Source organism: Flavisphingomonas formosensis (genome assembly GCF_009755815.1).
GTDB classification, from domain to species: domain Bacteria; phylum Pseudomonadota; class Alphaproteobacteria; order Sphingomonadales; family Sphingomonadaceae; genus Flavisphingomonas; species Flavisphingomonas formosensis.
In genome coordinates this window covers 375,267-395,389 of sequence record NZ_WRPK01000003.1, presented here as the reverse complement: position 1 = coordinate 395,389, position 20,123 = coordinate 375,267, and the positions used below count along the sequence as shown (strand labels likewise).

The window sequence follows — 20,123 nt, the reverse complement described above, 5'->3', positions numbered from 1 at the left end:
CGTGGGCGCAAGCACCGGCACATCCCCGATCGTTACCCGTTTCGCACCGTCCCCGACCGGATTCCTGCACATCGGCGGCGCCCGCACCGCGCTGTTCAACTGGCTCTATGCGCGTCACACCGGCGGCACCTTCCTGCTGCGGATCGAGGATACAGACCGGGTCCGCTCGACGCAGCCGGCGATAGAGGCGATTCTCGACGGGTTGAAATGGCTGGGGATCGATTGGGACGGCGAGGCCGTGTTCCAGTTCGCCCGGGCGGAACGCCATGCCGAGGTTGCACACGAACTGCTGGCGCGGGGCCATGCCTATAAATGCTTCGCCACCGCCGAGGAGCTGGAGGCGATGCGGGCCGAGCAGAAGGCCAAAGGGCTGCCGCTGCGCTATGACGGGCGCTGGCGCGATCGCGATCCTTCCGAGGCGCCGGAGGGCGCGCCGTTCGTCGTCAGGCTGAAGGCGCCGCGCGAGGGGGCGGTGACGATCGAGGACCAGGTGCAGGGTGCCGTCACCGTGCAGAATGCCGAACTCGACGACATGGTGCTGCTCCGCTCGGACGGGACGCCGACCTATATGCTCGCCGTGGTGGTGGACGATCACGACATGGGCGTCACCCATGTCATCCGCGGCGACGATCATCTCAACAATGCCTTCCGCCAGCTCGCCCTGATCCGGGCGATGGGCTGGCCAGAGCCGGTCTATGCGCATGTGCCGCTGATCCATGGGGCGGACGGCGCGAAGCTCTCGAAACGGCACGGCGCGCTCGGGGTCGAGGCCTATCGCGACGAGATGGGGCTGTTGCCCGAGGCGGTGTGCAACTATCTGCTGCGCCTCGGCTGGGGCCATGGCGATGCCGAGATCATCAGCCGCGAACAAGCCATCGAATGGTTCGACCTCGCCGGCATCGGCCGCTCGCCCTCGCGCTTCGATTTCAAGAAGCTCGAGAACCTCAACGGGCACTATATGCGCGAGACGGACGATGCCCGTCTGGCCGAGTTAGCGCGCCCCCGAGTCGAGCCGCTCCTGGGCCGCGACCTGAGCGTTGGGGAAAGCGATTTGCTGCTCCGCAGCATGCCCTTCATCAAGCCACGGGCCAAGGATTTGCTTGAGTTGGCCGATGGTGCGCTTTTCCTGTTTCGCACCCGCCCCATAATCATGGACGAGAAGGCCGCTTCCTTGCTAGAGGGGCATGCTCTCGATCTTCTGGCCGCCGCGCACCGAGCTTTGGCAGCGGTCGGAAGCTGGGACGCGGCGTCTCTCGAAGCCGCCGTGCGTGACGTAGCTGACGCGTCCGGCGTCGGTCTCGGCAAGGTGGCGCAGCCGCTGCGTGCAGCGCTGACCGGCCGCACGACCTCGCCGGGAATATTCGATGTGCTCGCGCTGCTCGGGCGTGAGGAAAGCCTAGGGCGGCTCACCGACCGGCTTCAGCCGGCCGCAGCCGAATAAGTCGTGAACGGAAGGAAGATTCTATGGGGGATACGAGCGTGAAGCTGGCAATCGGCGACAACAGCTTCGATTATCCGGTGCTTTCCGGTTCGGTCGGTCCCGACGTGATCGACATTCGCAAGCTGTACGGCCAGGCCGATGTCTTCACCTACGATCCGGGTTTCACCTCGACCGCCAGTTGCCGATCGAAGCTGACCTACATCGATGGCGATGCAGGCGTGCTGCTTCACCGCGGCTATCCGATCGGACAGCTCGCCGAGAATTCGAGCTTCATGGAGGTCGCCTATCTGCTGCTGAACGGCGAATTGCCGGTGCAGCAGGATCTCGACAAGTTCATCTACACGATCAGCCGCCACACCATGCTGCACGAGCAGCTGGCGACCTTCTACCGCGGCTTCCGCCGCGACGCGCACCCGATGGCGATCATGTGCGGCGTGGTCGGCGCCCTCTCCGCCTTCTATCATGACTCGACCGACATCGACGATCCGCAGCAGCGCATGATCGCCAGCCACCGGCTGATCGCAAAGATGCCGACGATCGCCGCGATGGCCTATAAATATTCCATCGGCCAGCCCTTCCTCTATCCGAAGAACGAGCTGTCCTATACCGGCAACTTTCTGCGCATGACCTTCGGCGTCCCGGCCGAACCCTATGAAGTCGATCCGGTGATCGAGGCGGCGATGGACAAGATCTTCATCCTGCACGCCGATCATGAGCAGAACGCGTCGACCTCGACCGTGCGCCTCGCCGGCTCGTCGGGCGCCAATCCCTTCGCCTGCATCGCGGCGGGCATCGCCTGCCTGTGGGGCCCGGCGCATGGCGGCGCGAACGAAGCGGCACTCAACATGCTGCGCGAGATCGGCCATCCGGACCGCATCCCGGAATATATCGCCCGCGCCAAGAACAAGGACGATCCGTTCCGCCTGATGGGCTTCGGCCACCGCGTCTACAAGAATTACGATCCGCGCGCGACCGTGATGCAGAAGACCGCGACCGAAGTGCTCGACAAGCTGGGCGTCACCGATCCGGTGTTCGACGTCGCCCGCGAGCTGGAGCAGATCGCGCTCAACGATCCCTATTTCATCGAGAAGAAGCTCTATCCGAATGTCGACTTCTACTCGGGCGTGATCCTCTCGGCGATCGGCTTCCCGACCACGATGTTCACCGCCCTCTTCGCCCTCGCCCGCACCGTCGGCTGGGTGGCGCAGTGGAACGAGATGATCTCGGATCCCGAGCAGAAGATCGGCCGCCCGCGTCAGCTCTACACGGGCCCGACGCAGCGCGACTACATCCCGGTCGACAAGCGCTGATCCCGAAGCGCCCCGCCTGCAAAGGCGGGGCGTTTTTCTATCTGTCATGCTGAACTTGTTTCAGCATCCACCGCGCAGCAAGCGGTGTGCTATCGGTCGATAATGGGCCGCCAGCCTTCCGTGTACATTCTCGCCAGCAACCGGAACGGGACGCTGTATATCGGCGTCACGTCCAATCTGACGGCCCGCCTACATCAACATCGAACCTCAGACAGACGCGGCTTCACAGCCCGGTACGACGTGAAGCATGTCGTCCATTTCGAAATATTTGAGGACATGACATGCGCCAGAGCACGCGAAAAGCAGCTGAAGCACTGGCGACGCGAATGGAAGCTGACCCTTATCGAACAGGAGAATCCCGATTGGCAGGATCTCGCCGTAGCGTTGGGGTTTGAACCGATAGCGGGCGACTGACGACCGGTGGATGCTGAAACAAGTTCAGCATGACGGATGGGGTCTGGCCGGGCGCCTTCGACCCGGCCAGATCCCTTTTCCTCACGCCGCGGCGCGCCTCGGCAGCTTCCAGTTGGGACGCGGGAAGTGGCAGGTGTAGCCGTTGGGGATGCGCTCCAGATAATCCTGGTGCTCGGGCTCGGCTTCCCAGAAATCGCCCACCGGCTCGACCTCGGTGACCACCTTGCCTGGCCACAGGCCGGATGCATCGACGTCCGCGATCGTCTCTTGGGCGATGCGCTTCTGCTCCTCGCTCGTATAATAGATCGCCGAACGATAGCTCATGCCGATGTCATTGCCCTGGCGGTTGCGCGTCGTCGGATCATGGATCTGGAAGAAATATTCCAGGATCGCCCGATAGTCCGTCACCGCAGGATCGAAGAGGATCTCGATCGCCTCGGCATGGGTGCCATGGTTGCGATAGGTGGCGTTGGGCACGTCGCCACCGCTATAGCCGACGCGGGTCGATATCACGCCGGGCTGCCGCCGGATCAGATCCTGCATGCCCCAGAAGCATCCCCCGGCCAGGACGGCACGTTCCACGCTCATTCCACATCCTCCACTTGGTCGAGATAGGCGCCGTAGCCTTCGGCCTCCATAGCATCCCGGGGCACGAAACGCAGCGACGCGGAATTGATGCAATAGCGCAGGCCGCCGCGATCGGGCGGGCCGTCGGGAAAGACATGGCCTAGATGGCTGTCGCCGTTGGACGAACGCACCTCGATACGGATCATGCCGTGCGAGGTGTCGCGCAGTTCGGCGACGTTGGCCGGCTCGATCGGCTTGGTGAAGCTCGGCCAGCCGCAGCCCGATTCATATTTGTCGGACGAGGCGAACAGCGGTTCACCGGAGACCACATCCACATAGATGCCGGCCTGCTTGTTGTAGAGATATTCGCCGGTGCCCGGCCGCTCGGTACCGCTCTGCTGGGTGACGCGATACTGTTCCGGCGTCAGGCGCGATAGGGCCTCCTCTGTCTTGCGATACTGGGTCATGCATTCCTCCAGACGGGACCGTCCCCGGGGGACGGCCGCTCGGGCGATAAGTGGCGTCTCCCCGCCCAAATTGCCAGCCCCGCGACGCGACTTGCAAAAGCTGGCCCGATCGCCGTCATCGGCCGGCAATCGACACCGGTCATGCTTGCCGAGGAGCGGGCCGGGCGTAGCGTCACCGGTCGGTGAACATGGCAAAATGGGTGTCCGCATGCGTTACAGGCTGCACGGCAAATCGGGATTGCGGGTTTCGGAACTGTGCCTGGGGGCGATGACGTTCGGCTCCGATTGGGGCTGGGGCGGAGACGACGCGGCGAGCCGGGCGATGTTCGATGCCTTCGCGGAGGCGGGCGGCAATTTCATCGATACCGCGCATGTCTATACCGAAGGCGCGAGCGAGCGCCTGGTCGGCGACTGCGTCCGTGCCGATCGCGACCATTTCGTCGTCGCGACCAAATATACGCCGCACACCGGCACGGACATCTCCAAGTCCGGCAACAGCCGCAAGAACATGCGTCATTGCGTGGAGGAGTCGCTGCGCCGCCTCGGCACCGATTATATCGATCTCTATCTTCTGCATTTCTGGGACTACACCACGCCGGCCGAAGAGATCATGCGCGGGCTCGACGATCTCGTCTCGGCGGGCAAGATCCTCTATGTCGCGGTATCCGACGTGCCCGCCTGGCAGATCGCGCGGGCCAATACGATCGCGGAGTTGCGGGGCTGGTCCCCTTTCATCGGCATGCAGGTGGAATATAGCCTCACCGAACGCACTGCGGAACGCGAGCTGATCCCGATGGCCGAGGAACTCGATCTCGGCGTCACGGCCTGGTCGCCGCTGGCGCAGGGCATACTCTCGGGCAAGTTCCTCGGCAACGGAACCGACCAGCCGACCCGCCAGCAGCGCGATCAGATCCCGCAGCGCAGCCAGGAGATCGCGCAGCTCGTGGTCGACATCGCTAAGCAGGTCGGTCGCTCGCCCTCACAGGTGGCGCTGGCCGCGATCATGCAGCTCCGTCCCGAGGCCGGGGTGATCCCGATCATCGCCGGGCGAAACGCCGATCAACTCAAGGACAATCTCGGCTGCCTGGATCTCAAGCTCGATCCCGAGCATCTCGCGATGCTGGATGCGAAGACGGCGATCGAGCCAGGTTTCCCTTACACGATGCTCGGGGCGGATTTTGTAAAGGATATGGCCTTCGGCCGCGGCAACGCAGCGCTGCTGGACAATCATCGCATGCGGCGTATCGGCCGGCGCTGAGCGCCGGAGGTTAGCGGCTGGCGAACGGTAGGCCGAACGCCGCATCCGCTTCGGCGAAGAAATAGGCGCGCGGCATCACGCCGCGAGCGCGGGCCGGCTCGCGCCGACGGGCCGAGACCGCGCTGAACGGGTTAGGCGATCAGCGTCCGCTCCAGCGGGGCGTGCGCTTTTCGGAGAAAGCGAGCGGGCCTTCCATCAGATCGGGCGAAACCAGCATGGCCGCGACGGCCGGCGCCTCGTTCTGCAGGACATAGGCTCGGGACAAGGGCTCGTCGGCAGCAAGCCGGCCTGCCACTTCCTTGGACGCACGGATGGCGGCGGGGCTCGCCTGGCAGATGCTGGCCGCGATCTCCATCGCTCGCTCCATCAGCCGCTCGCGCGGGACGACATCGGCGACGAAGCCGAGCGCCCGCCCCTCTTCGGCGCTCACGCGGCGGCAGGTGAGGATGATCTCCATCGCCCTCTTCTCGCCGATCGCGCGCGGCAGCCGCAGCAGGCCACCGGCCATCGCGGCGAGGCCGACGCGCGGCTCCGGCAGTGCGAACTGCGCATCGTCCGACGCGACGATGATGTCGCAGGCCAGCGCCGTCTCGAAACCGCCGCCGAAGGCGAAACCGTTCACCGCGGCGATCACCGGCTTGACCATGTCGAAGCGCGCCGTGATGCCGGCGAAGCCGCCGGGCGGAAGCTCGACGCCGGCATCGGCGACGGACTTCAGGGCGTAACCCGCGCAGAAGGCGCGATCGCCGGCGCCGGTGACGATCGCGACCCACTGGTCCGGATCCTCGGCAAAGAGCCGGAATATGCCGTCCAGCTCGCGATTGGCGGGCCCGTGCAATGCATTCAGCACCTCGGGACGATTGAGCGTGATCACGGTGACGTGATCGTGCCGATCGACTTTCGCATAGCTGTAGGATGTCACGCGCCGCCTCTCCTTATCCGCAACAGTTTGTCGCGTCTTAGCTTGCGGACGGGCGCTGACAAGGCCGCCGGCCGTGTTCCAGGATATCGGCCGGCAGCAAAGCCGATCGCTGCGCGTGTTCACCTTGCCGCCCCACCGCCGCCATTTCACTCACGCCCGCTCGACCCTGTCCGCATCCTTGTCACGCAACTGCCCGCCATAAGCGGCTGCGACGCTTGCAATAAAGGCGCCGATAAGCATGGAAAGTGCGGTGAAAAAGCCCAGCGCCGATGACGCCTTGCGCGCCTTGTCGAACGACCTATTCGGGATCGTCGCGGGCAGGCAGGGTGAAGATGAAACGGGCGCCCTGGCCCGGTGCGCTATCCACCACGATGTCTCCGCCCATCGCGCGGGCCAATCGGCGCGCGATATAGAGACCGAGACCGGTGCCGCCCGGCTCGTTGGGATCCACGCGCTCGAACTTCTCGAAGATCCGTTCCTGGTCCTCCGGCGCGATGCCCTTGCCCTGATCGGCGACGACCACCGCAGCAGCAGCTCCTTCCCGCTCCGCCCGGATCCAGACAGAGGCGCCGGGCGGCGAATAGCGCACCGCATTGCCGATCAGATTGACGAGAATCTGCAGCGCGCGCCTGAACTCCCCGAGCGCGGCCAGAGTATGATCGGGCGCAGGGCGATCGATCGATACGGACCGATCGGCGGCGCGCACGGCCAGCAGCCCGGCCGCGCGGCGCGCGACATCCGCAAGGTCGACATCCTCGACCAGCGGCTGGAAGTCCGCTCGCTCGATAGCCTGGAGATCGACGAGATCGTCGATCAACGCCAAGAGGTGGCGACCGGCTCTCGCAATGTCCGCGGCATATTCGGCATAGTCGCTGCGCAGCGGCCCATCCGCCTGGGCTCGAATCGTATCGGCACTGGCGATGATCCGGTCGAGCGGCGTGCGCAGCGCCTTGTCCAGCCGCTCGCCGAAGGCACCGCTTTCGGACGAGGATTCGGTCTCTTCGGATTCCGTCTCCGCCGGCGCCGGTGGGGCCTTTCCGTCCACCAGCGAGGCGACGCTGCCGCTGAAACCGGAAAATTCGCCATTGCCGTTGATAAGCGGCACGCCAGTCAGCCGCACGCGGGCGCCGCCTTCGCGCAACTCTGCAAGCTGATCGTCGAAGCGGCGCTGTCCGGCGGCGGCGGAGAGAATCGGTAGATCGCCTTCCTCATCCTCGATCAGACGGAACAAGCGGGTCAGGGGTTGGCCGAGCGCGGTGGCCGACTGGCCGCCCAGCGCCGTAGCGGCCGAAGAGGAGAGCGCAGTAATGCGTAGCGCCTCATCCGTTTCCCAGAGCCAGTCGGCGGGGGCGCGCAGGAAATCATGGGTGCGCTCCACCTCGGGCGCCGGATAAGGCGCACGCGCCGGGCGCACATTCCAGCCGGCGACGGAGAGCGAGATGGAATCGCCATCGGGCTGCGCACGGACCCAGAGATCGAGATCATTGTCGCCATCGGCCGCGATCACGCCGCGGGAGATGACAATGCCGAGACGCCGCGCCAGCCGGACCAACGCGGCGATCTGCGGCACGGCGATCGGGCCACCAAGCTCGCCGCCGGCACGCAGATGCAGATCGGCGAGCGCAGGCTCGGCCTCGACCAGCCGGCCATCGCGGTCGACACGGCCGCGCACCGGAGCGGTCGAAGAGATGACGCCGGGCGCGTTCATCGTATCGCCTCGCGCCGTGCGAGCGCACGCGACAGGTCGGCGATCGCCTTGCGATAGAAGGTGTCGAGCTTCCAGGGACGGATCGCCTCCTGCGCGCGCGGCCATTCGAGCGCGTCAAAGGCGACGGCGAACGCGGCGAGCCTGTCCTGCGATTCCTTGTCCTCGTGCAGGGCCAGCAGCACGGAGATCGCCGGTCCGCGGCGCATGCCGACGGCACGCAGCAATATGGTCAGGCGCGCGGGATCGGCTGCCATTTCCCAGGCGGAGACGAAATCGATGCCAGCGCGCACGGCGAGCCCGGCAATGGCCAGCATCAGACGGGCATCGCCGATCGCGTCGACGATCAACGCGTCGTCGAGCTTGTCGTGCCGGGCGAGCAGGCGCGCGAGTTGTGTGGCGCGACTCTCCAGCGCCTCGCTCTCGTCATGCGCGGCCAAAGCCTCGCTCGCCGCCGCGGTCAGCGCACGATCGACGAAGGCGGCACCCACGACATGATTGCGATTGATATGGTCGCGTAGCGCGGCGACCGACCACCAGACCAGCCGATGCTGGATCTCGGCAGGCAGATCGGTGCGAGCCAACAGCGGTTCCTGAAAGCGATCATAACGGCGGCTCTCGGCGATCAGCAGCGCCATCGCTCCCTCGGCGAGCCCGGCCTCTCCGCTCTCCAGCAGCCGATCCAGCAGCGGCGCGGCCGGGGCGGGCTGAACCTCGCCGGCATCGTTCACCGCCTTCAGCCTGAGCGCGCTGACCAGGCGATGCTCCTCCGTGCGGCGCAGCAGCAGCGCGACAAGCTCGGAATCCTGAAGCAGGCCCGAGCGGAATAGGATGGGCGACGCGATTTCGACCTGATCGGACGCGATGGCGGCAAGCAGATCGCTCGGCGCGCCGCTCTGCACATGGCCGATCAGGCGCCGGCGCAGATCCTGCTCGATCGCCTGGACGAGCTTCGCCAGCAACTGGTCCATCGTGCCGCGCTGCTGATCGCTGAGCCGCGCATCGGCGGGCAGGAACAGATCGGTGGCCGCCACCGATGCACGTGCGCCGACGCCATCCGCCGCCTGCGCTGCCTCGCTGAGCAGACGTTCGGCGTCCATCGTCGTGCCATTCGCTTGCTCGAGATCCATCGCGTGCATGGCCGTCCCTAGCCCGTGCGTCGTTAAAGCGATATTACCCTCAATGAGAGAGTTGTCGCATTCGTTTCGCCAAATGCATAACACCGCTGCTATGCGCGATCCTGCCATGCGATGCACGATGACAGCGCCGTTTCGTGCAAGGCTTTCCGAACTCTGTCCCATATCGGGATCGTCACGTCATCCTTACCGAACGTTTCGGCGCGCGCTGCCCTTGCAGCGGGGCCGGCCGCCCCTAGTTCTGCTCCGTCGATCGGCCGAGCAAGCGCAAGGAAATAAAAGATAATGAGTCTGCTGAGCGACAGCCGGATCCTGCTGGTCGAAGACGAGTTCCTGCTCGCAACGGATCTGGCGCAGGCTCTTGCCGCGCAGGGAGCTGAAGTGCTGGGCCCCATCGCCACCCTGGCCGAGGCCCAGCAGATGCTCGCCGGCGAACCGGTCGACTGCGCGATCGTCGATATCAATCTCCAGGGCACCATGGCATTCCCGCTGCTCGCCGCACTGCGCGACGAGGGGGTGCCCGCGCTCGTCATCTCGGCCTATCCAGTAGACGTACTTCCGCCGGAACATCGCGGCGTGAGCTTCCTCGCCAAGCCGTCGCCGATCGCCCTCACCCTACAGATGGTTGAACTGCTGCTGCGCGGCGAGGTTCACGAGCGGATGCCGCAAGACGGGTGATCCCCGCGGTCGGCCGCGAAACCCTCTCCGTCACCCGCGCGTTTGGGGCGTGTGGCATTTCGGAGAGAGGATCATGACTACCAAATCCACCCATCCCACCCGGCGCAGTACTCAGGGCCGGGAAATGCTGACCAGCATCAAGCGCGAAGCAACCACTCCGCGCCTTGCCGCAGCGGCTGGCGTGCTCGCAGTCGGCGCGGCAGCTTTAGCGCTATGGCGCAAATCGGAATGGCGAGACGAGGCGATGAGCTTCGGACGATCCATGGCGGACCGCGCGCAATCGCTGGCCAGCCGAGCGAAGGATGGCGCCAAGGCTTTGGCGGACAGCGACCCGGCCTCGGCGTCAGAGCGCCAGCCACTCACCGTAGTCGCCTGACGGCGACGACGGCGAGCAGATGTCAAAATGCGTCGGCCTATCAGGCCGGCGCATTTTTCTTGGGAGCAACGCGACCGCCGCCGCCCTGGGGATCGGCGTCATAATCTTCGGAAGCCCCGCTGCCGCCCGCCGCCGCGCCGCTTCCGACAACTGCGCCGCTGCCCTGAGAGGGCGCAAGTGTCCCCCGGTTCTCGCGCGCGCTGAGGCCCTGTTCGATCGGGGCGGGACCGCGAAGATCTTCCGGATGCGGGGTCTGGTCGCCATGATAGACAGGCGGCAGATAGTCGCGCTTGTCCTGGTCCTTGTCTCGGGTCATTGGTGTCATCCTCTCGCCAAAGCAGGAAAACGTCCCGCGGCGACGAGAGGTTGCCGCCCGCCCGCCGGCATCAGGCCCGACGTTCGGCAGACGCGGCGAGTGCCCGCGCGATCGCCGCGCTCAGGCTTTCCGCGCCATAAGGTTTCTTGACGATCTGAAAACCGGCGGCCTCGCCGCTCGACACCTCCTTGCTGTAGCCGGTGGCGAGCAGCACGGCCTGTCCCGGCATGGTGGCGCGAAGCTGACGCGCGAATTCGAGGCCGGTCATTCCCGGCATCACGATGTCCGAAAAGACGAGGTCGAAGCGGCCTGCGCGCAAGAGGCGCCCTGCTTCTTCGGCGGAACAGGCTTCGGTTACGGTGACGCGCAACTCCTCAAGCAGCGAGCGCGCGAAGGTGCGTACGATATCGCTGTCCTCGACGAGGAGTATGTCGAGCCTGTCCCATTTCGCAGGCGCCGCTCCGGCAAGCGAGATCGCGACCGGGCTCGCATGGGCGCGCGGCAGGATGATGCTGACCGTGGTTCCCTTGCCGGGCTGCGACGCAAGCTCCGCCCGACCGCCCGCCTGCGCCGCGAAACCGTGGATCTGGCTCAGGCCCAGGCCGGTTCCCTTGCCGACCGGCTTGGTCGTAAAGAAAGGCTCGAACACGCGCGCCATCAGTTCGTCGGCAATGCCTTCGCCATTGTCGGACACGGCGAGCCGCACGCATTGGTCGTGCGGCTGATTGATGGCGGTGATCCGCAGCTCGCCGCCGGACGGCATGGCATCGCGCGCATTAAAGGCCGCGTTGAGCAAGGCCGTCTCCAGCTCCGCAACATCGACCTCGATCGGCCATATGTCTCGATCGACGTCGACGCGGACCGCGATCCGGCTGCCCAGGGTGCGGGCGAGCACTTCGCCCAAGGCGTCGAGGCGGACGCCGGGATCGATCACCTCGGGTTCCACCGCCTGTCTGCGGCCGAAGCTGAGCAGGCGGCCGGTGAGAGTCGTCGCGCGATCCGCCGTCTCCAGGATCGAACGAACGTAGCGGGCGCGTTTTTCCGGGCTCAGCGTCTCGTTCTGGAGAAGCTCGGCAGAGCCGCGGATCACGGTCATGAGATTGTTGAAATCATGGGCGATGCCCCCGGTCAGCTCGCCCAGTGCCTGAAGCTTCTGCGCCTGGAACAGGGCAGCACGCGCTTCTTCCAATTCTTCCTGCGCCCGCCTTTTCTCGGTGACGTCGCGCGTGACCTTGGCGTAGCCGATGAGCCGGCCCTGTTCGTTGCGGATCGGATGGATCACCACATGCGCCCAGAAGCGCGAGCCGTCCTTGCGCAGCCGCTCGGCCTCGCGTTCGTAGCGGCCCTCTTCCAGAGCAGTGCGCAATGCCCGCTCGGGCTCGCCATTGGCGCGATCTTCCTCGGTATAGAAACGGGAGAAATGCTGGCCGACGATCTCGTCGGCCGTATAGCCCTTGATCGTCTGCGCGCCGGCGTTCCAGTTGGTCACGCAGCCATTCAGATCGAGCATGTATATCGCATAGTCGCGTACGCCCTGAACGAGCATGCGGAAACGTTGCTCGCTGTCGTAAAGCGCGCGATCGGCCTCGCGGCGCGCGGTGATGTCGCGGGTGATCTTGGCATAGCCGAGCAGCTCACCATCCTCGCCGCGGATCGGATCAACGACGACATGAACCCAGATGTGGCTGCCATCCTTGCGGACGCGCCAGCCCTCCTGCTCGAACCGGCCTTCCTCGTCCGCGGTGCGCAATATCCTTTCGGGCAGGCCGGCCGCCCGATCCTCCGGCGTGAAGAAGCAGGAGAAATGCGCACCGACGATCTCGTCGGCGGTATAGCCCTTGAAACGATAGGCACCCGGATTCCAGGTTGCGATGCAGCCGTTGGGATCGAGCATGTAGATGGCGTAATCGGTGACCGCATTGACCAGCAGCTTGAAGCGCTGCTCCGTTTCGCTGTCGAATGCAGATCGTTGCGCCATCCGCCCTGCCTATCACCGGCTCGACCGCCGGCCTACGCTTATATCGGTCCGCGGCTGTGACCTGGAGCCGCCGGGCGCACCGTTTATCCTGCCTTCGAGGGAATGTGCCGATTTTTTCCCAATTCACGGTCCTCGCCACGAAAGGCGGTCGGGGCGGATCATCCCGGCCGATCATCCTGCCAATCGAAACGCAGAGGCGCTTCGCGGAAGGCGAAGCGATCGAGGTGCCGGGCGAGCGCGCCCTTGAGCCCGTCGAGCTGGCCGGCGGCGCTCGCTTCGATGCGGCATTCGAGCGTGTCGTCATGCGCGATCATCGTCACCAGTCCGTCGCCCGGCCAATCCGCCCCGCGCGCATCGCGCGGAAAGACGATCCTGCCCTGTTCCGCGGTGAAATCCACCGCGAGATTATGGCTCCAGTGCTTGCATAGCTGCTGGAGATATTTGCTGGCATTGTCCGTCGGGACGAGAGCTGTGCTGCTGTTCTGCATGGGGAATCCTGTTCTGTTGAGGGGCGCCGGCGAGCCCGAGCCGCCGGCGCAGAAGTGCGAGCCGTGTCGCCTTCACAGGCGCTCGATCCGCTGGGCGGCCTCGTCGAGAATGGCCGCGACCGCGTGCTGCGTCTCGCTGCTCACATCCTCGCGCCCCAGCCGATGCATCAGCACGGCACGGAGATTGCCCATCGCCCGCCGGATCGGCGCGCCATCGGTGCGTTCGCGCAGCGCCGCCAGCTCCGCGAGCCGGGAGAAGAGCGCTTCGACCTCGTCCTGCTTTTCGGCGAGGTGCGCCGTGCCTTCCTCGGTGATCGAGAAGGCCTTGCGAGTCCCTTCCGTCTTCGCTTCCTCGATATGGCCCATGTCCTGCAGCAGAGTGAGCGTGGGATAGACCACACCCGGGCTGGGGACATAGCTGCCGCCGGTCAGTTCCTCGATCGCGCGGATGAGGTCGTAGCCGTGGCGGGATTGATCGGCGATCAGCTTGAGCAGAACGAGCCGCAGCTCGCCCGAATCGAAGACGCGGCGACGGCCCCGTCCCTCCCGTTCGCCGTCCCAGTGACGGCCGAAACCACCCTGACCGAAGCCGCGTGGCCCGAAGTGGCGTCCATGCGGCCCGTGGCCGCGTCCTTGGTGAAAAAATCGCATCTGTTGCTTTCCTGTATGTTTCAGCATGTCTAAGATATATCTTGAGTCGTCATAAATGCAAGGCTCCTTTGTGGTGGTGGATGATTTTTCCGGCGTCGGCGCCTATATCCGGGCCCAATCATGGCTGATCTCTTCGCTTCCGAAACCGCTGCCGCCGTTCCCGCCGACGTCGGGCCGCTGGCAGACCGCCTTCGCCCACGCCGGCTCGACGAGGTGGTCGGCCAGGATCATCTTACCGGCCCGGAAGGTGCGATCGGACGGATGGTCGCCGCCGGCCGGCTCTCCTCCATGATCCTGTGGGGACCGCCGGGCACCGGCAAGACGACCATCGCCCGCCTGCTTGCCGATGCGGTCGGGCTGCGCTTTGCCGCCATCTCCGCGGTCTTCTCCGGCGTCGCCGACCTGAAGAAGGTCTTCGCCGAAGCGCGCGAGCATGCACGCATGGCGACCCGCACGCTGCTGTTCGTGGACGAGATCCACCGTTTCAATCGCGCGCAGCAGGACGGCTTCCTGCCCTATGTCGAGGACGGCACCGTGATCCTCGTCGGCGCGACGACGGAGAATCCGAGCTTCGAGCTCAACGCCGCCTTGCTGAGCCGCGCGCAGGTACTGATCCTCAATCGTCTCGATGCCGCAGCCCTCGGTCAGCTGCTCGACCGGGCGGAAGCCGAGGAGCAACGCCCGCTGCCCTTGACGCCGGCCGCGCGCGAGGCGCTGATCGCCAGCGCGGACGGTGACGGGCGCTTCCTGCTCAATCAGGCCGAGACGCTGTTTTCCGTCGAACTGGAGGAGGCGCTCGATCCCGCCGGGCTCGCCGCGCTGCTGCACCGGCGGGTCGCGGTCTACGACAAGGATCGCGAGGGCCATTACAACCTGATTTCCGCGCTCCACAAATCGCTGCGCGGATCGGATCCGCAGGCGGCGCTCTATTATCTCGCGCGCATGCTGGTTGCCGGGGAGGAGCCGCTCTACGTGCTGCGCCGGATGGTTCGTTTCGCATCCGAGGATATCGGCCTCGCCGATCCCCAGGCGCTGGTGCAGTGCCTCGCCGCCAAGGACGCCTATGATTTCCTGGGTTCGCCGGAAGGCGAGCTCGCCATAGTCCAAGCCTGCCTCTATCTGGCGACCGCACCCAAATCCAATGCCGCCTATGTCGCGCAGAAGCGGGCTTGGTCGTCCGCGAAGCAGACCGGATCGCTGATGCCGCCCAAGAACATCCTCAACGCGCCGACCCGGCTGATGAAGGATATCGGCTATGGCAAGGACTATGCCTATGACCATGACGCGGCCGACGGCTTTTCGGGCGATGATTACTGGCCGGAGGAGATGACCGCGCAGCATTTCTACGCCCCCTCCCCGCGCGGCTTCGAAGCCAAGATCGCCGAGCGGCTGGCCTATTGGGACCGGCTGCGCGAGGATCGCCAGAAGCCATGAGCCTGGATTGGGACGGGATCGTCGCCCATGCGCTGTCGCTCGCCGGCACCGAAGCGGGCAGCAGCTACGGCCAGCCCGCAGTGAAGGCGAACGGCCACACGATGATCTCGCCGGGACGAGAGGCCGGATCTTTCTGCCTCCACATCGATCGCGACACGGTGGAGATGCTCAAGGAAACCGATCCGGAGACCTTCTGGCAGACTCCCCATTATGAAGGATGGCCGTCGGTGCTGGTGCGCTTCGACAGCCCCGATCCCGATCGGGTCTACGCGATGATCGAACGCTCGCGCGACTGGTGCCTGACACGGCCAAAGGCGCGGCCGCGCAAGAAGGGATGATCCGCCGCTTCACGCGCTTCGCCTGCATCGATTGGTCGGGTGCGAAGGGCCCCTGGCAGAAAGGCATCGCGCTCGCCTGCTGCGACACGGGTACCGCCGCACCGGCGCTGATCTTTCCGGCGGAGGCGCGCTGGTCCCGCCAGGCCGTGCTCGACTGGCTGCTGGAACGGGCCGCCATGGGGGCGGACATGCTGGTCGGTGTCGATTTCTCGGCCGCCTTGCCCTTCGCCGATACCGGCGCCTATTTCCCGGATCTGGCCGGCTCGCCCGCCGACGCCCGCGCGCTATGGCGCCACGTCGATGCGATCAGCGAGGACGATCCGCATCTCGCCGCCTCGCGCTACGTCGCGCATCCCGAGATCATGCCCTATTTCCGCGTCGGCGCGGCCACCGGGCCGCGCTTCGCCAGCGCCGATCGCAACGGCAGGCTGCGCGCGGTGGAGCGGCTTGCGGCATCGGGGCGGCCGACCTCCTGCTTCAACCTCGTCGGCGCCAGCCAGGTGGGGCTTTCCAGCCTCACCGGCATGCGCGTGCTCCATCGCCTAGCCGGCCGGATCCCGGTCTGGCCCTTCGATCCCGTGCCGCAGAGCGGCCCGCTGATCGTCGAAATCTACACCAGCATAGCAGCGATCGCCGCCGGACGCCCGCGCAACGCAACCAAGATGACGAACTACGAGGCGCTGAACGACGCCCTCGCCCTGCTGGGCAGCGATCCCGTGGCCGGCCGTGGCCCGATCGACGATCACAGCAGCGACGCGCTGTTGACCGCCGCCTGGCTCCGCCGCCGCTCCGCCGATCCGGCCCTCTGGGATCCGCAAGGCCTCAAGGCCGACCCGACGCTGGCGCACACGGAGGGGTGGACGTTCGGCGTCGCCTGAGGCAAAGGCCCGCAACGCAGAGACTGGACCTGAGCGCCGCTCTGACGCATGGGAACACATGCTGCCGGGTTAGCTCAGCTGGTAGAGCAACCGCCTTGTAAGCGGTAGGTCGTCGGTTCGAGTCCGACACCCGGCACCATTTTGTAGGGCTTCAGGCGCCGACGGCGACGTCCGTCGCCTTGGCCATCCTCGCATAAGTTCGGACAATCGCTTCAGAGACACCCCTCGACGTCCGTTCGTGCGAAATCCTCGCCCACATACAACAGCCCGCATCCGTGCTCCTTTGCCACCACATAAGCGAAGCAATCGCCGAAATTGAGAGCTGCCGGATGAATGCCCTTCCCCCATTTTTCATAAGCCTCGGCGACACGGCGCGCGGATGCGGACGTGACGCTGATGATCTCGAAACCCAGCCCGTCGATCAGGCGCGCAATCTCTTCGCCCAGATTGCGGCGTCCGGCGACGATCAGCGCTTCGGCGACGGTGCCGGCTGAAATCAGCAGTCGATCCTGAGTTTCGAGTAGGGCGGCGCATCCGTCCGCCTCCGGTTCGCCTAAAAGGATCGCCATCAACGCAGACGTATCGACGGCGATCATTCCGGAAGGCCATCCTCACCATAGAGGAAGTCCTGGCTGCGCGCCGCGACTCGACGATCCGCAACCTTCGCAGCAGCGGACGATCGGACAGAGGCGAGCAGCGCCTTGCGCGATGCGGCATTGCCGACCGGATTGACAGGGACCAACCGAACGGCGGCGTGACCGTGGCGGGTGAGAATGACCTCGTCCCCTGCTTCGGCCCGACGGACGAGATCGGTGAGTTGTCCCTTTGCCTCCGTCACCGATATTTGCACGGGACACGCCCTCCACCAATCCACCCCGACAATATGGACTACTTAATAGTCCATATCAATGGCGGCCCCAGTGGATTTCCTCGGACAATCTTGCCCGCGCTGCAAATTCACCGTTCGACGAAGGCGCGCTCGATCACATAGTCGCCGAGTTCGCCGACGCCGGGCGACAGCTGGAAGCCGCGTTCGTCGAGCAGCGCCGACATATCGTTCAGCATCGCCGCGCTGCCGCAGATCATCGCCCGGTCGACCGCGGGGTCGAGATCCGGAAGGCCGAGATCGGCGGCGAGCTTGCCCGAGCCCAGCAGGGCGGTCAGCCGGCCCCGGTTCCGGAACTCCTCGCGCGTGACCGTCGGATAGTAGAGCAGCTTCGCGGCAATCTCCTCGCCGAGATAGGGATCGCGCGGCAGCTCCTCGGTGATGAAGTCGGCATAGGCCAGTTCCTGGCGCGTGCGCACGCCGTGCGCGAGCACCACATGATCGAATTTCTCGTAGGTTTCCGGATCCTGGATGATGCTCATGAAGGGCGCCAGCCCGGTGCCGGTTGCCAGGAGATAGAGCGTCCGTCCCGGCCGGAGATCGCGCACGACGAGCGTGCCGACCGGCTTGTTGCTGACGATCAGGTCCTGACCCGGCTCGATATTCTGGAGCCGGGAAGTCAGCGGACCGTCCGGCACCTTGATGCTGAGGAATTCCAGCTCCTCACCGTGATTGGGGCTGGCGATGCTGAACGCGCGCAGCAGGGGCTTTCCGCCGAGATCGATGCCGAGCATGACGAAATGGCCGTTTTCGAACCTGAAGGACGGATCGCGCGTCGTCCTGAAGCTGAACAGCCGATCGCTCCAGTGATTCACGCTGAGGATACGTTCGGTACGCAGGCTTGCCATGTCGATGCTCCAGATGATGGAGCCGGTGATACCCGCCTTCTCGAAATTCAAAAAACTAGTAATATCGGTAAAAATCATCGATAAATCAGATATGCGTTTCAGCCTGCGTCACTTGCAGATATTTGCCGCCACGGCCCGCCATGAGACGATTTCGGCAGCCGCGGAGGAACTCGGCATGTCTCAATCGGCGGCGAGCGCGGCGCTGATCGAGCTGGAAAGGCGCTATGACCGGCCCTTGTTCGATCGGGCCGGCAAGCGGCTGAAGATCAACGAAACCGGCCGGTCGCTGCTCCCTGCGGCCCGCGATCTCCTGGACCGGGCCGAGGAAATCGATGCACTGCTGGCAGGCCGGCTCGGCCCCGCCTCCTTCAGGCTGGGCGCCACGCAGACGATCGGCAGCCATGTCGCGCCATTGCTGATGGAGACATATGTCCAGCGCCATCCCGGGCGGCCATTGACGCTGGAGATCAACAATACGGCGGCGATCGCGGGCAAGATCGCCGATTTCTCCCTCGATCTTGCGCTGGTGGAAGGCGAATATGCCCATCCCGACCTGCTGATGACGCAATGGCTCGGCGACGAGCTGGTGCTGATTTGCAATCCGTCCCATCCACTGGCGAGCAGATCCCCCTGCCCGGTGGATGCGCTGCTCGCGGAGCGCTGGGTCGTGCGCGAAAAGGGGTCCGGCACGCGCCAGACGCTCGATCGGGCGATGCATCCCTATTGGAGCGAGTGGCAGATCGGCATGGAATTGCAGCAGATCGAGGCGATCATCGAGATGGTCGCGGTCAGTTCGCTCGTCGGCTGCGTGTCCCACCTTGCCGCGCGCCAATCGCTGGAACAGGGACGCATCGTGCAATTGCAGGTGCCCGAGATCGACCTGCGGCGCCCGTTCTTCATCCTGTCCCATCGGGAAAAATACATCACGCCCGGCATTCGCGCCTTTCTCGAGATCTGCAAGACCACGCCGTCACTCGACCCGCGCGCCTGACCCGGGCGGCACCCGATGGATCTGACCGGCCCGGCTGATGGACCGGGGCCCAGCGCGGGCAAGGCCGTTTCGCACGGCGGCGGAAGCAATTTCGATTGACAGCCGTAACGAAAGGCCCAGCATCCCGCCGACCGACCGGTCCCCAACGAAGACGTGCGATTGAAGAGTTAGTTCACGCAGATTTTGGGAGGAGAGGGTCATGAACGAACTGCAAAGCTGGTCGCTCGGCGTCGTCCCCTTGATCACCGCCGTGGTGCTCAAGATCATCGGCGCCATCATCCTCTACATGATCGGACGCTGGCTGATCAGCCTCGCGATCCGCCTGCTCGACACGGCGCTCACCCGGCGCAATTTCGACGCGACGCTCCAGCATTATATCGCGAGCGTCCTCGCCATCGCGCTCAACATCATTCTCGTAATCTCGATCCTCGGCTATTTCGGCGTCGAGACGACGAGCTTCGCAGCCTTGATCGCGGCGATCGGCATAGCGGTCGGTGCAGCCTGGTCCGGGCTGCTCTCCAATTTCGCGGCGGGCGCTTTCCTGATCATCTTCCGCCCCTTCAAGGTCGGTGATTTCGTCACGGCGGGCGGCGTCACCGGCACGGTCACGCGGATCGGCATGTTCGCCACCACCATTACCGCGCCCGACAATGTCGAGACGATCGTCGGCAACAGCAAGATCAGCGGCGACACGATCCAGAACTACTCGACCCATGCCTATCGGCGTGTCGAGCGGACCGCGCAGCTCGCCTTCGGAGTCGATCCGTTGGACGCGATCGCGCGGCTGAAGGCGGAACTGGCGGCCATCCCCAATGTGATCGCCGATCCCGCGCCCGAGGTGACGATACTCGATTTCAACGAGCGCGGGACGCAGCTCGCGGTGCGCCCTTTCTGCCACACCGATCATTATTGGCAGGTCTATTTCGATACCAACGCGCTGATCGCCCGCGTATTCGGCGCGGCGGGCTTTCCCGGCCCGTTTACGCGGCACGACATCACCAACCGTAGCTGACCGGCTGCGGCGCCGGGCGAAGACGACGG

23 protein-coding genes and 1 tRNA gene are annotated in these 20,123 nt (G+C 65.2%); 12 read left to right on the top strand and 12 right to left on the bottom strand.

What is annotated here, in order from left to right; genetic code table 11:
• Position 1: 1 nt before the first annotated feature.
• The 3 genes from gltX to GQY20_RS11280 all read left to right on the top strand — a co-directional run bounded on the left by gltX (position 2) and on the right by GQY20_RS11280 (position 3,165).
• A complete protein-coding gene (gene gltX / locus GQY20_RS11290) occupies positions 2 to 1,441 on the top strand; it encodes a glutamate--tRNA ligase (protein ID WP_408641081.1) in 1,440 nt (479 codons plus the stop codon).
• 23 nt (positions 1,442 to 1,464) lie between these two features.
• Positions 1,465 to 2,751: a citrate synthase gene (locus tag GQY20_RS11285; protein WP_157217169.1), complete on the top strand. Its 1,287-nt coding sequence runs from the start codon at positions 1,465 to 1,467 to the stop codon at positions 2,749 to 2,751.
• A 102-nt stretch (positions 2,752 to 2,853) separates the two neighbouring features.
• Positions 2,854 to 3,165: a GIY-YIG nuclease family protein gene (locus GQY20_RS11280; protein ID WP_157217168.1), complete on the top strand. Its 312-nt coding sequence runs from the start codon at positions 2,854 to 2,856 to the stop codon at positions 3,163 to 3,165.
• 81 nt (positions 3,166 to 3,246) lie between these two features.
• Here the strand turns inward: GQY20_RS11280 and msrA are convergent, their stop codons facing one another.
• Both msrA and msrB read right to left on the bottom strand, forming a co-directional pair.
• Positions 3,247 to 3,753: a peptide-methionine (S)-S-oxide reductase MsrA gene (gene msrA / locus GQY20_RS11275; RefSeq protein WP_157217167.1), complete on the bottom strand. Its 507-nt coding sequence runs from the start codon at positions 3,751 to 3,753 to the stop codon at positions 3,247 to 3,249.
• A complete protein-coding gene (msrB, locus tag GQY20_RS11270) occupies positions 3,750 to 4,199 on the bottom strand; it encodes a peptide-methionine (R)-S-oxide reductase MsrB (protein WP_157217166.1) in 450 nt (149 codons plus the stop codon). The genes msrA and msrB overlap by 4 nt, the downstream gene beginning before the upstream one ends.
• 208 nt (positions 4,200 to 4,407) lie before the next feature.
• Here msrB and GQY20_RS11265 point away from each other — a divergent pair, with 208 nt between their 5' ends.
• Positions 4,408 to 5,457: an aldo/keto reductase gene (locus tag GQY20_RS11265; RefSeq protein ID WP_157217165.1), complete on the top strand. Its 1,050-nt coding sequence runs from the start codon at positions 4,408 to 4,410 to the stop codon at positions 5,455 to 5,457.
• Positions 5,458 to 5,596: 139 nt separating this feature from the next.
• Here GQY20_RS11265 and GQY20_RS11260 read toward each other — a convergent pair whose 3' ends face one another.
• The 3 genes from GQY20_RS11260 to GQY20_RS11250 all read right to left on the bottom strand — a co-directional run bounded on the left by GQY20_RS11260 (position 5,597) and on the right by GQY20_RS11250 (position 9,223).
• Positions 5,597 to 6,379 carry an enoyl-CoA hydratase-related protein gene (locus tag GQY20_RS11260; protein ID WP_157217164.1) on the bottom strand — a complete coding sequence of 261 codons (783 nt, stop codon included), beginning with the start codon at positions 6,377 to 6,379 and terminating at the stop codon, positions 5,597 to 5,599.
• Positions 6,380 to 6,677: 298 nt separating this feature from the next.
• On the bottom strand, positions 6,678 to 8,087 hold the full coding sequence (locus GQY20_RS11255) for a sensor histidine kinase (protein ID WP_157217163.1): 1,410 nt from the start codon (positions 8,085 to 8,087) through the stop codon (positions 6,678 to 6,680).
• Positions 8,084 to 9,223 carry a DUF2336 domain-containing protein gene (locus GQY20_RS11250; RefSeq protein WP_157217162.1) on the bottom strand — a complete coding sequence of 380 codons (1,140 nt, stop codon included), beginning with the start codon at positions 9,221 to 9,223 and terminating at the stop codon, positions 8,084 to 8,086. The genes GQY20_RS11255 and GQY20_RS11250 overlap by 4 nt, the downstream gene beginning before the upstream one ends.
• Before the next feature lie 282 nt (positions 9,224 to 9,505).
• On the opposite strand from GQY20_RS11250, the gene GQY20_RS11245 reads away from it, so the two are divergent.
• Together GQY20_RS11245 and GQY20_RS11240 are read left to right on the top strand one after the other, a co-directional pair.
• Entirely contained in the window at positions 9,506 to 9,898 is a 393-nt protein-coding gene (locus GQY20_RS11245) for a response regulator (RefSeq protein ID WP_157217161.1), read from the top strand.
• Between the two features lie 73 nt (positions 9,899 to 9,971).
• Positions 9,972 to 10,274, top strand: a complete 303-nt coding sequence (locus GQY20_RS11240; RefSeq protein ID WP_157217160.1) for a hypothetical protein — start codon at positions 9,972 to 9,974, stop codon at positions 10,272 to 10,274.
• 40 nt (positions 10,275 to 10,314) lie between these two features.
• On the opposite strand, the gene GQY20_RS11235 is transcribed toward GQY20_RS11240, so the two are convergent.
• The 4 genes from GQY20_RS11235 to GQY20_RS11220 form a co-directional block, all read right to left on the bottom strand.
• A complete protein-coding gene (locus tag GQY20_RS11235) occupies positions 10,315 to 10,590 on the bottom strand; it encodes a hypothetical protein (RefSeq protein WP_157217159.1) in 276 nt (91 codons plus the stop codon).
• Between the two features lie 70 nt (positions 10,591 to 10,660).
• Positions 10,661 to 12,568, bottom strand: coding sequence for a hybrid sensor histidine kinase/response regulator (locus GQY20_RS11230; protein WP_157217158.1), 1,908 nt, complete (start codon positions 12,566 to 12,568; stop codon positions 10,661 to 10,663).
• A gap of 158 nt (positions 12,569 to 12,726) precedes the next feature.
• Positions 12,727 to 13,056: a DUF2218 domain-containing protein gene (locus GQY20_RS11225; protein ID WP_157217157.1), complete on the bottom strand. Its 330-nt coding sequence runs from the start codon at positions 13,054 to 13,056 to the stop codon at positions 12,727 to 12,729.
• Positions 13,057 to 13,128: 72 nt separating this feature from the next.
• Positions 13,129 to 13,707 carry a PadR family transcriptional regulator gene (locus tag GQY20_RS11220; RefSeq protein ID WP_157217156.1) on the bottom strand — a complete coding sequence of 193 codons (579 nt, stop codon included), beginning with the start codon at positions 13,705 to 13,707 and terminating at the stop codon, positions 13,129 to 13,131.
• 120 nt (positions 13,708 to 13,827) lie between these two features.
• Between GQY20_RS11220 and GQY20_RS11215 the strand changes: the two genes are divergently transcribed.
• The 4 genes from GQY20_RS11215 to GQY20_RS11200 all read left to right on the top strand — a co-directional run bounded on the left by GQY20_RS11215 (position 13,828) and on the right by GQY20_RS11200 (position 16,496).
• A complete protein-coding gene (locus GQY20_RS11215) occupies positions 13,828 to 15,141 on the top strand; it encodes a replication-associated recombination protein A (protein WP_157217155.1) in 1,314 nt (437 codons plus the stop codon).
• Positions 15,138 to 15,479, top strand: a complete 342-nt coding sequence (locus GQY20_RS11210) for an MmcQ/YjbR family DNA-binding protein (protein WP_157217154.1) — start codon at positions 15,138 to 15,140, stop codon at positions 15,477 to 15,479. Before GQY20_RS11215 ends, GQY20_RS11210 begins: the two co-directional genes overlap by 4 nt.
• Positions 15,476 to 16,357, top strand: a complete 882-nt coding sequence (locus GQY20_RS11205; protein WP_157217153.1) for a hypothetical protein — start codon at positions 15,476 to 15,478, stop codon at positions 16,355 to 16,357. Before GQY20_RS11210 ends, GQY20_RS11205 begins: the two co-directional genes overlap by 4 nt.
• A 63-nt stretch (positions 16,358 to 16,420) precedes the next feature.
• Positions 16,421 to 16,496 (top strand) — tRNA-Thr (locus GQY20_RS11200).
• 73 nt (positions 16,497 to 16,569) lie between these two features.
• On the opposite strand, the gene GQY20_RS11195 is transcribed toward GQY20_RS11200, so the two are convergent.
• The 3 genes from GQY20_RS11195 to GQY20_RS11185 all read right to left on the bottom strand — a co-directional run bounded on the left by GQY20_RS11195 (position 16,570) and on the right by GQY20_RS11185 (position 18,091).
• Complete coding sequence (locus GQY20_RS11195; RefSeq protein ID WP_157217152.1) at positions 16,570 to 16,953, bottom strand: type II toxin-antitoxin system VapC family toxin; 384 nt, start codon at positions 16,951 to 16,953, stop codon at positions 16,570 to 16,572.
• Entirely contained in the window at positions 16,950 to 17,195 is a 246-nt protein-coding gene (locus tag GQY20_RS11190) for a type II toxin-antitoxin system Phd/YefM family antitoxin (RefSeq protein WP_232475997.1), read from the bottom strand. The genes GQY20_RS11195 and GQY20_RS11190 overlap by 4 nt, the downstream gene beginning before the upstream one ends.
• A gap of 119 nt (positions 17,196 to 17,314) precedes the next feature.
• Positions 17,315 to 18,091: a ferredoxin--NADP reductase gene (locus GQY20_RS11185; protein ID WP_157217150.1), complete on the bottom strand. Its 777-nt coding sequence runs from the start codon at positions 18,089 to 18,091 to the stop codon at positions 17,315 to 17,317.
• Positions 18,092 to 18,182: 91 nt separating this feature from the next.
• Here GQY20_RS11185 and GQY20_RS11180 point away from each other — a divergent pair, with 91 nt between their 5' ends.
• Together GQY20_RS11180 and GQY20_RS11175 are read left to right on the top strand one after the other, a co-directional pair.
• Entirely contained in the window at positions 18,183 to 19,082 is a 900-nt protein-coding gene (locus GQY20_RS11180) for a LysR substrate-binding domain-containing protein (RefSeq protein ID WP_198350913.1), read from the top strand.
• Positions 19,083 to 19,281: 199 nt separating this feature from the next.
• A complete protein-coding gene (locus GQY20_RS11175; protein WP_157217148.1) occupies positions 19,282 to 20,094 on the top strand; it encodes a mechanosensitive ion channel family protein in 813 nt (270 codons plus the stop codon).
• Positions 20,095 to 20,123: the final 29 nt, after the last annotated feature.

Coding starts and splice junctions, on each gene's coding strand:
- GQY20_RS11285 (WP_157217169.1), top strand. CDS start 1,465: ATGGGGGATACGAGCGTGAAGCTGGCAATCGGCGACAACAGCTTCGAT.
- GQY20_RS11280 (WP_157217168.1), top strand. CDS start 2,854: ATGGGCCGCCAGCCTTCCGTGTACATTCTCGCCAGCAACCGGAACGGG.
- msrA (WP_157217167.1), bottom strand. CDS start 3,753: ATGAGCGTGGAACGTGCCGTCCTGGCCGGGGGATGCTTCTGGGGCATG.
- msrB (WP_157217166.1), bottom strand. CDS start 4,199: ATGACCCAGTATCGCAAGACAGAGGAGGCCCTATCGCGCCTGACGCCG.
- GQY20_RS11265 (WP_157217165.1), top strand. CDS start 4,408: ATGCGTTACAGGCTGCACGGCAAATCGGGATTGCGGGTTTCGGAACTG.
- GQY20_RS11255 (WP_157217163.1), bottom strand. CDS start 8,087: ATGAACGCGCCCGGCGTCATCTCTTCGACCGCTCCGGTGCGCGGCCGT.
- GQY20_RS11250 (WP_157217162.1), bottom strand. CDS start 9,223: ATGCACGCGATGGATCTCGAGCAAGCGAATGGCACGACGATGGACGCC.
- GQY20_RS11245 (WP_157217161.1), top strand. CDS start 9,506: ATGAGTCTGCTGAGCGACAGCCGGATCCTGCTGGTCGAAGACGAGTTC.
- GQY20_RS11240 (WP_157217160.1), top strand. CDS start 9,972: ATGACTACCAAATCCACCCATCCCACCCGGCGCAGTACTCAGGGCCGG.
- GQY20_RS11235 (WP_157217159.1), bottom strand. CDS start 10,590: ATGACCCGAGACAAGGACCAGGACAAGCGCGACTATCTGCCGCCTGTC.
- GQY20_RS11230 (WP_157217158.1), bottom strand. CDS start 12,568: ATGGCGCAACGATCTGCATTCGACAGCGAAACGGAGCAGCGCTTCAAG.
- GQY20_RS11225 (WP_157217157.1), bottom strand. CDS start 13,056: ATGCAGAACAGCAGCACAGCTCTCGTCCCGACGGACAATGCCAGCAAA.
- GQY20_RS11220 (WP_157217156.1), bottom strand. CDS start 13,707: ATGCGATTTTTTCACCAAGGACGCGGCCACGGGCCGCATGGACGCCAC.
- GQY20_RS11215 (WP_157217155.1), top strand. CDS start 13,828: ATGGCTGATCTCTTCGCTTCCGAAACCGCTGCCGCCGTTCCCGCCGAC.
- GQY20_RS11210 (WP_157217154.1), top strand. CDS start 15,138: ATGAGCCTGGATTGGGACGGGATCGTCGCCCATGCGCTGTCGCTCGCC.
- GQY20_RS11205 (WP_157217153.1), top strand. CDS start 15,476: ATGATCCGCCGCTTCACGCGCTTCGCCTGCATCGATTGGTCGGGTGCG.
- GQY20_RS11195 (WP_157217152.1), bottom strand. CDS start 16,953: ATGATCGCCGTCGATACGTCTGCGTTGATGGCGATCCTTTTAGGCGAA.
- GQY20_RS11185 (WP_157217150.1), bottom strand. CDS start 18,091: ATGGCAAGCCTGCGTACCGAACGTATCCTCAGCGTGAATCACTGGAGC.
- GQY20_RS11180 (WP_198350913.1), top strand. CDS start 18,183: ATGCGTTTCAGCCTGCGTCACTTGCAGATATTTGCCGCCACGGCCCGC.
- GQY20_RS11175 (WP_157217148.1), top strand. CDS start 19,282: ATGAACGAACTGCAAAGCTGGTCGCTCGGCGTCGTCCCCTTGATCACC.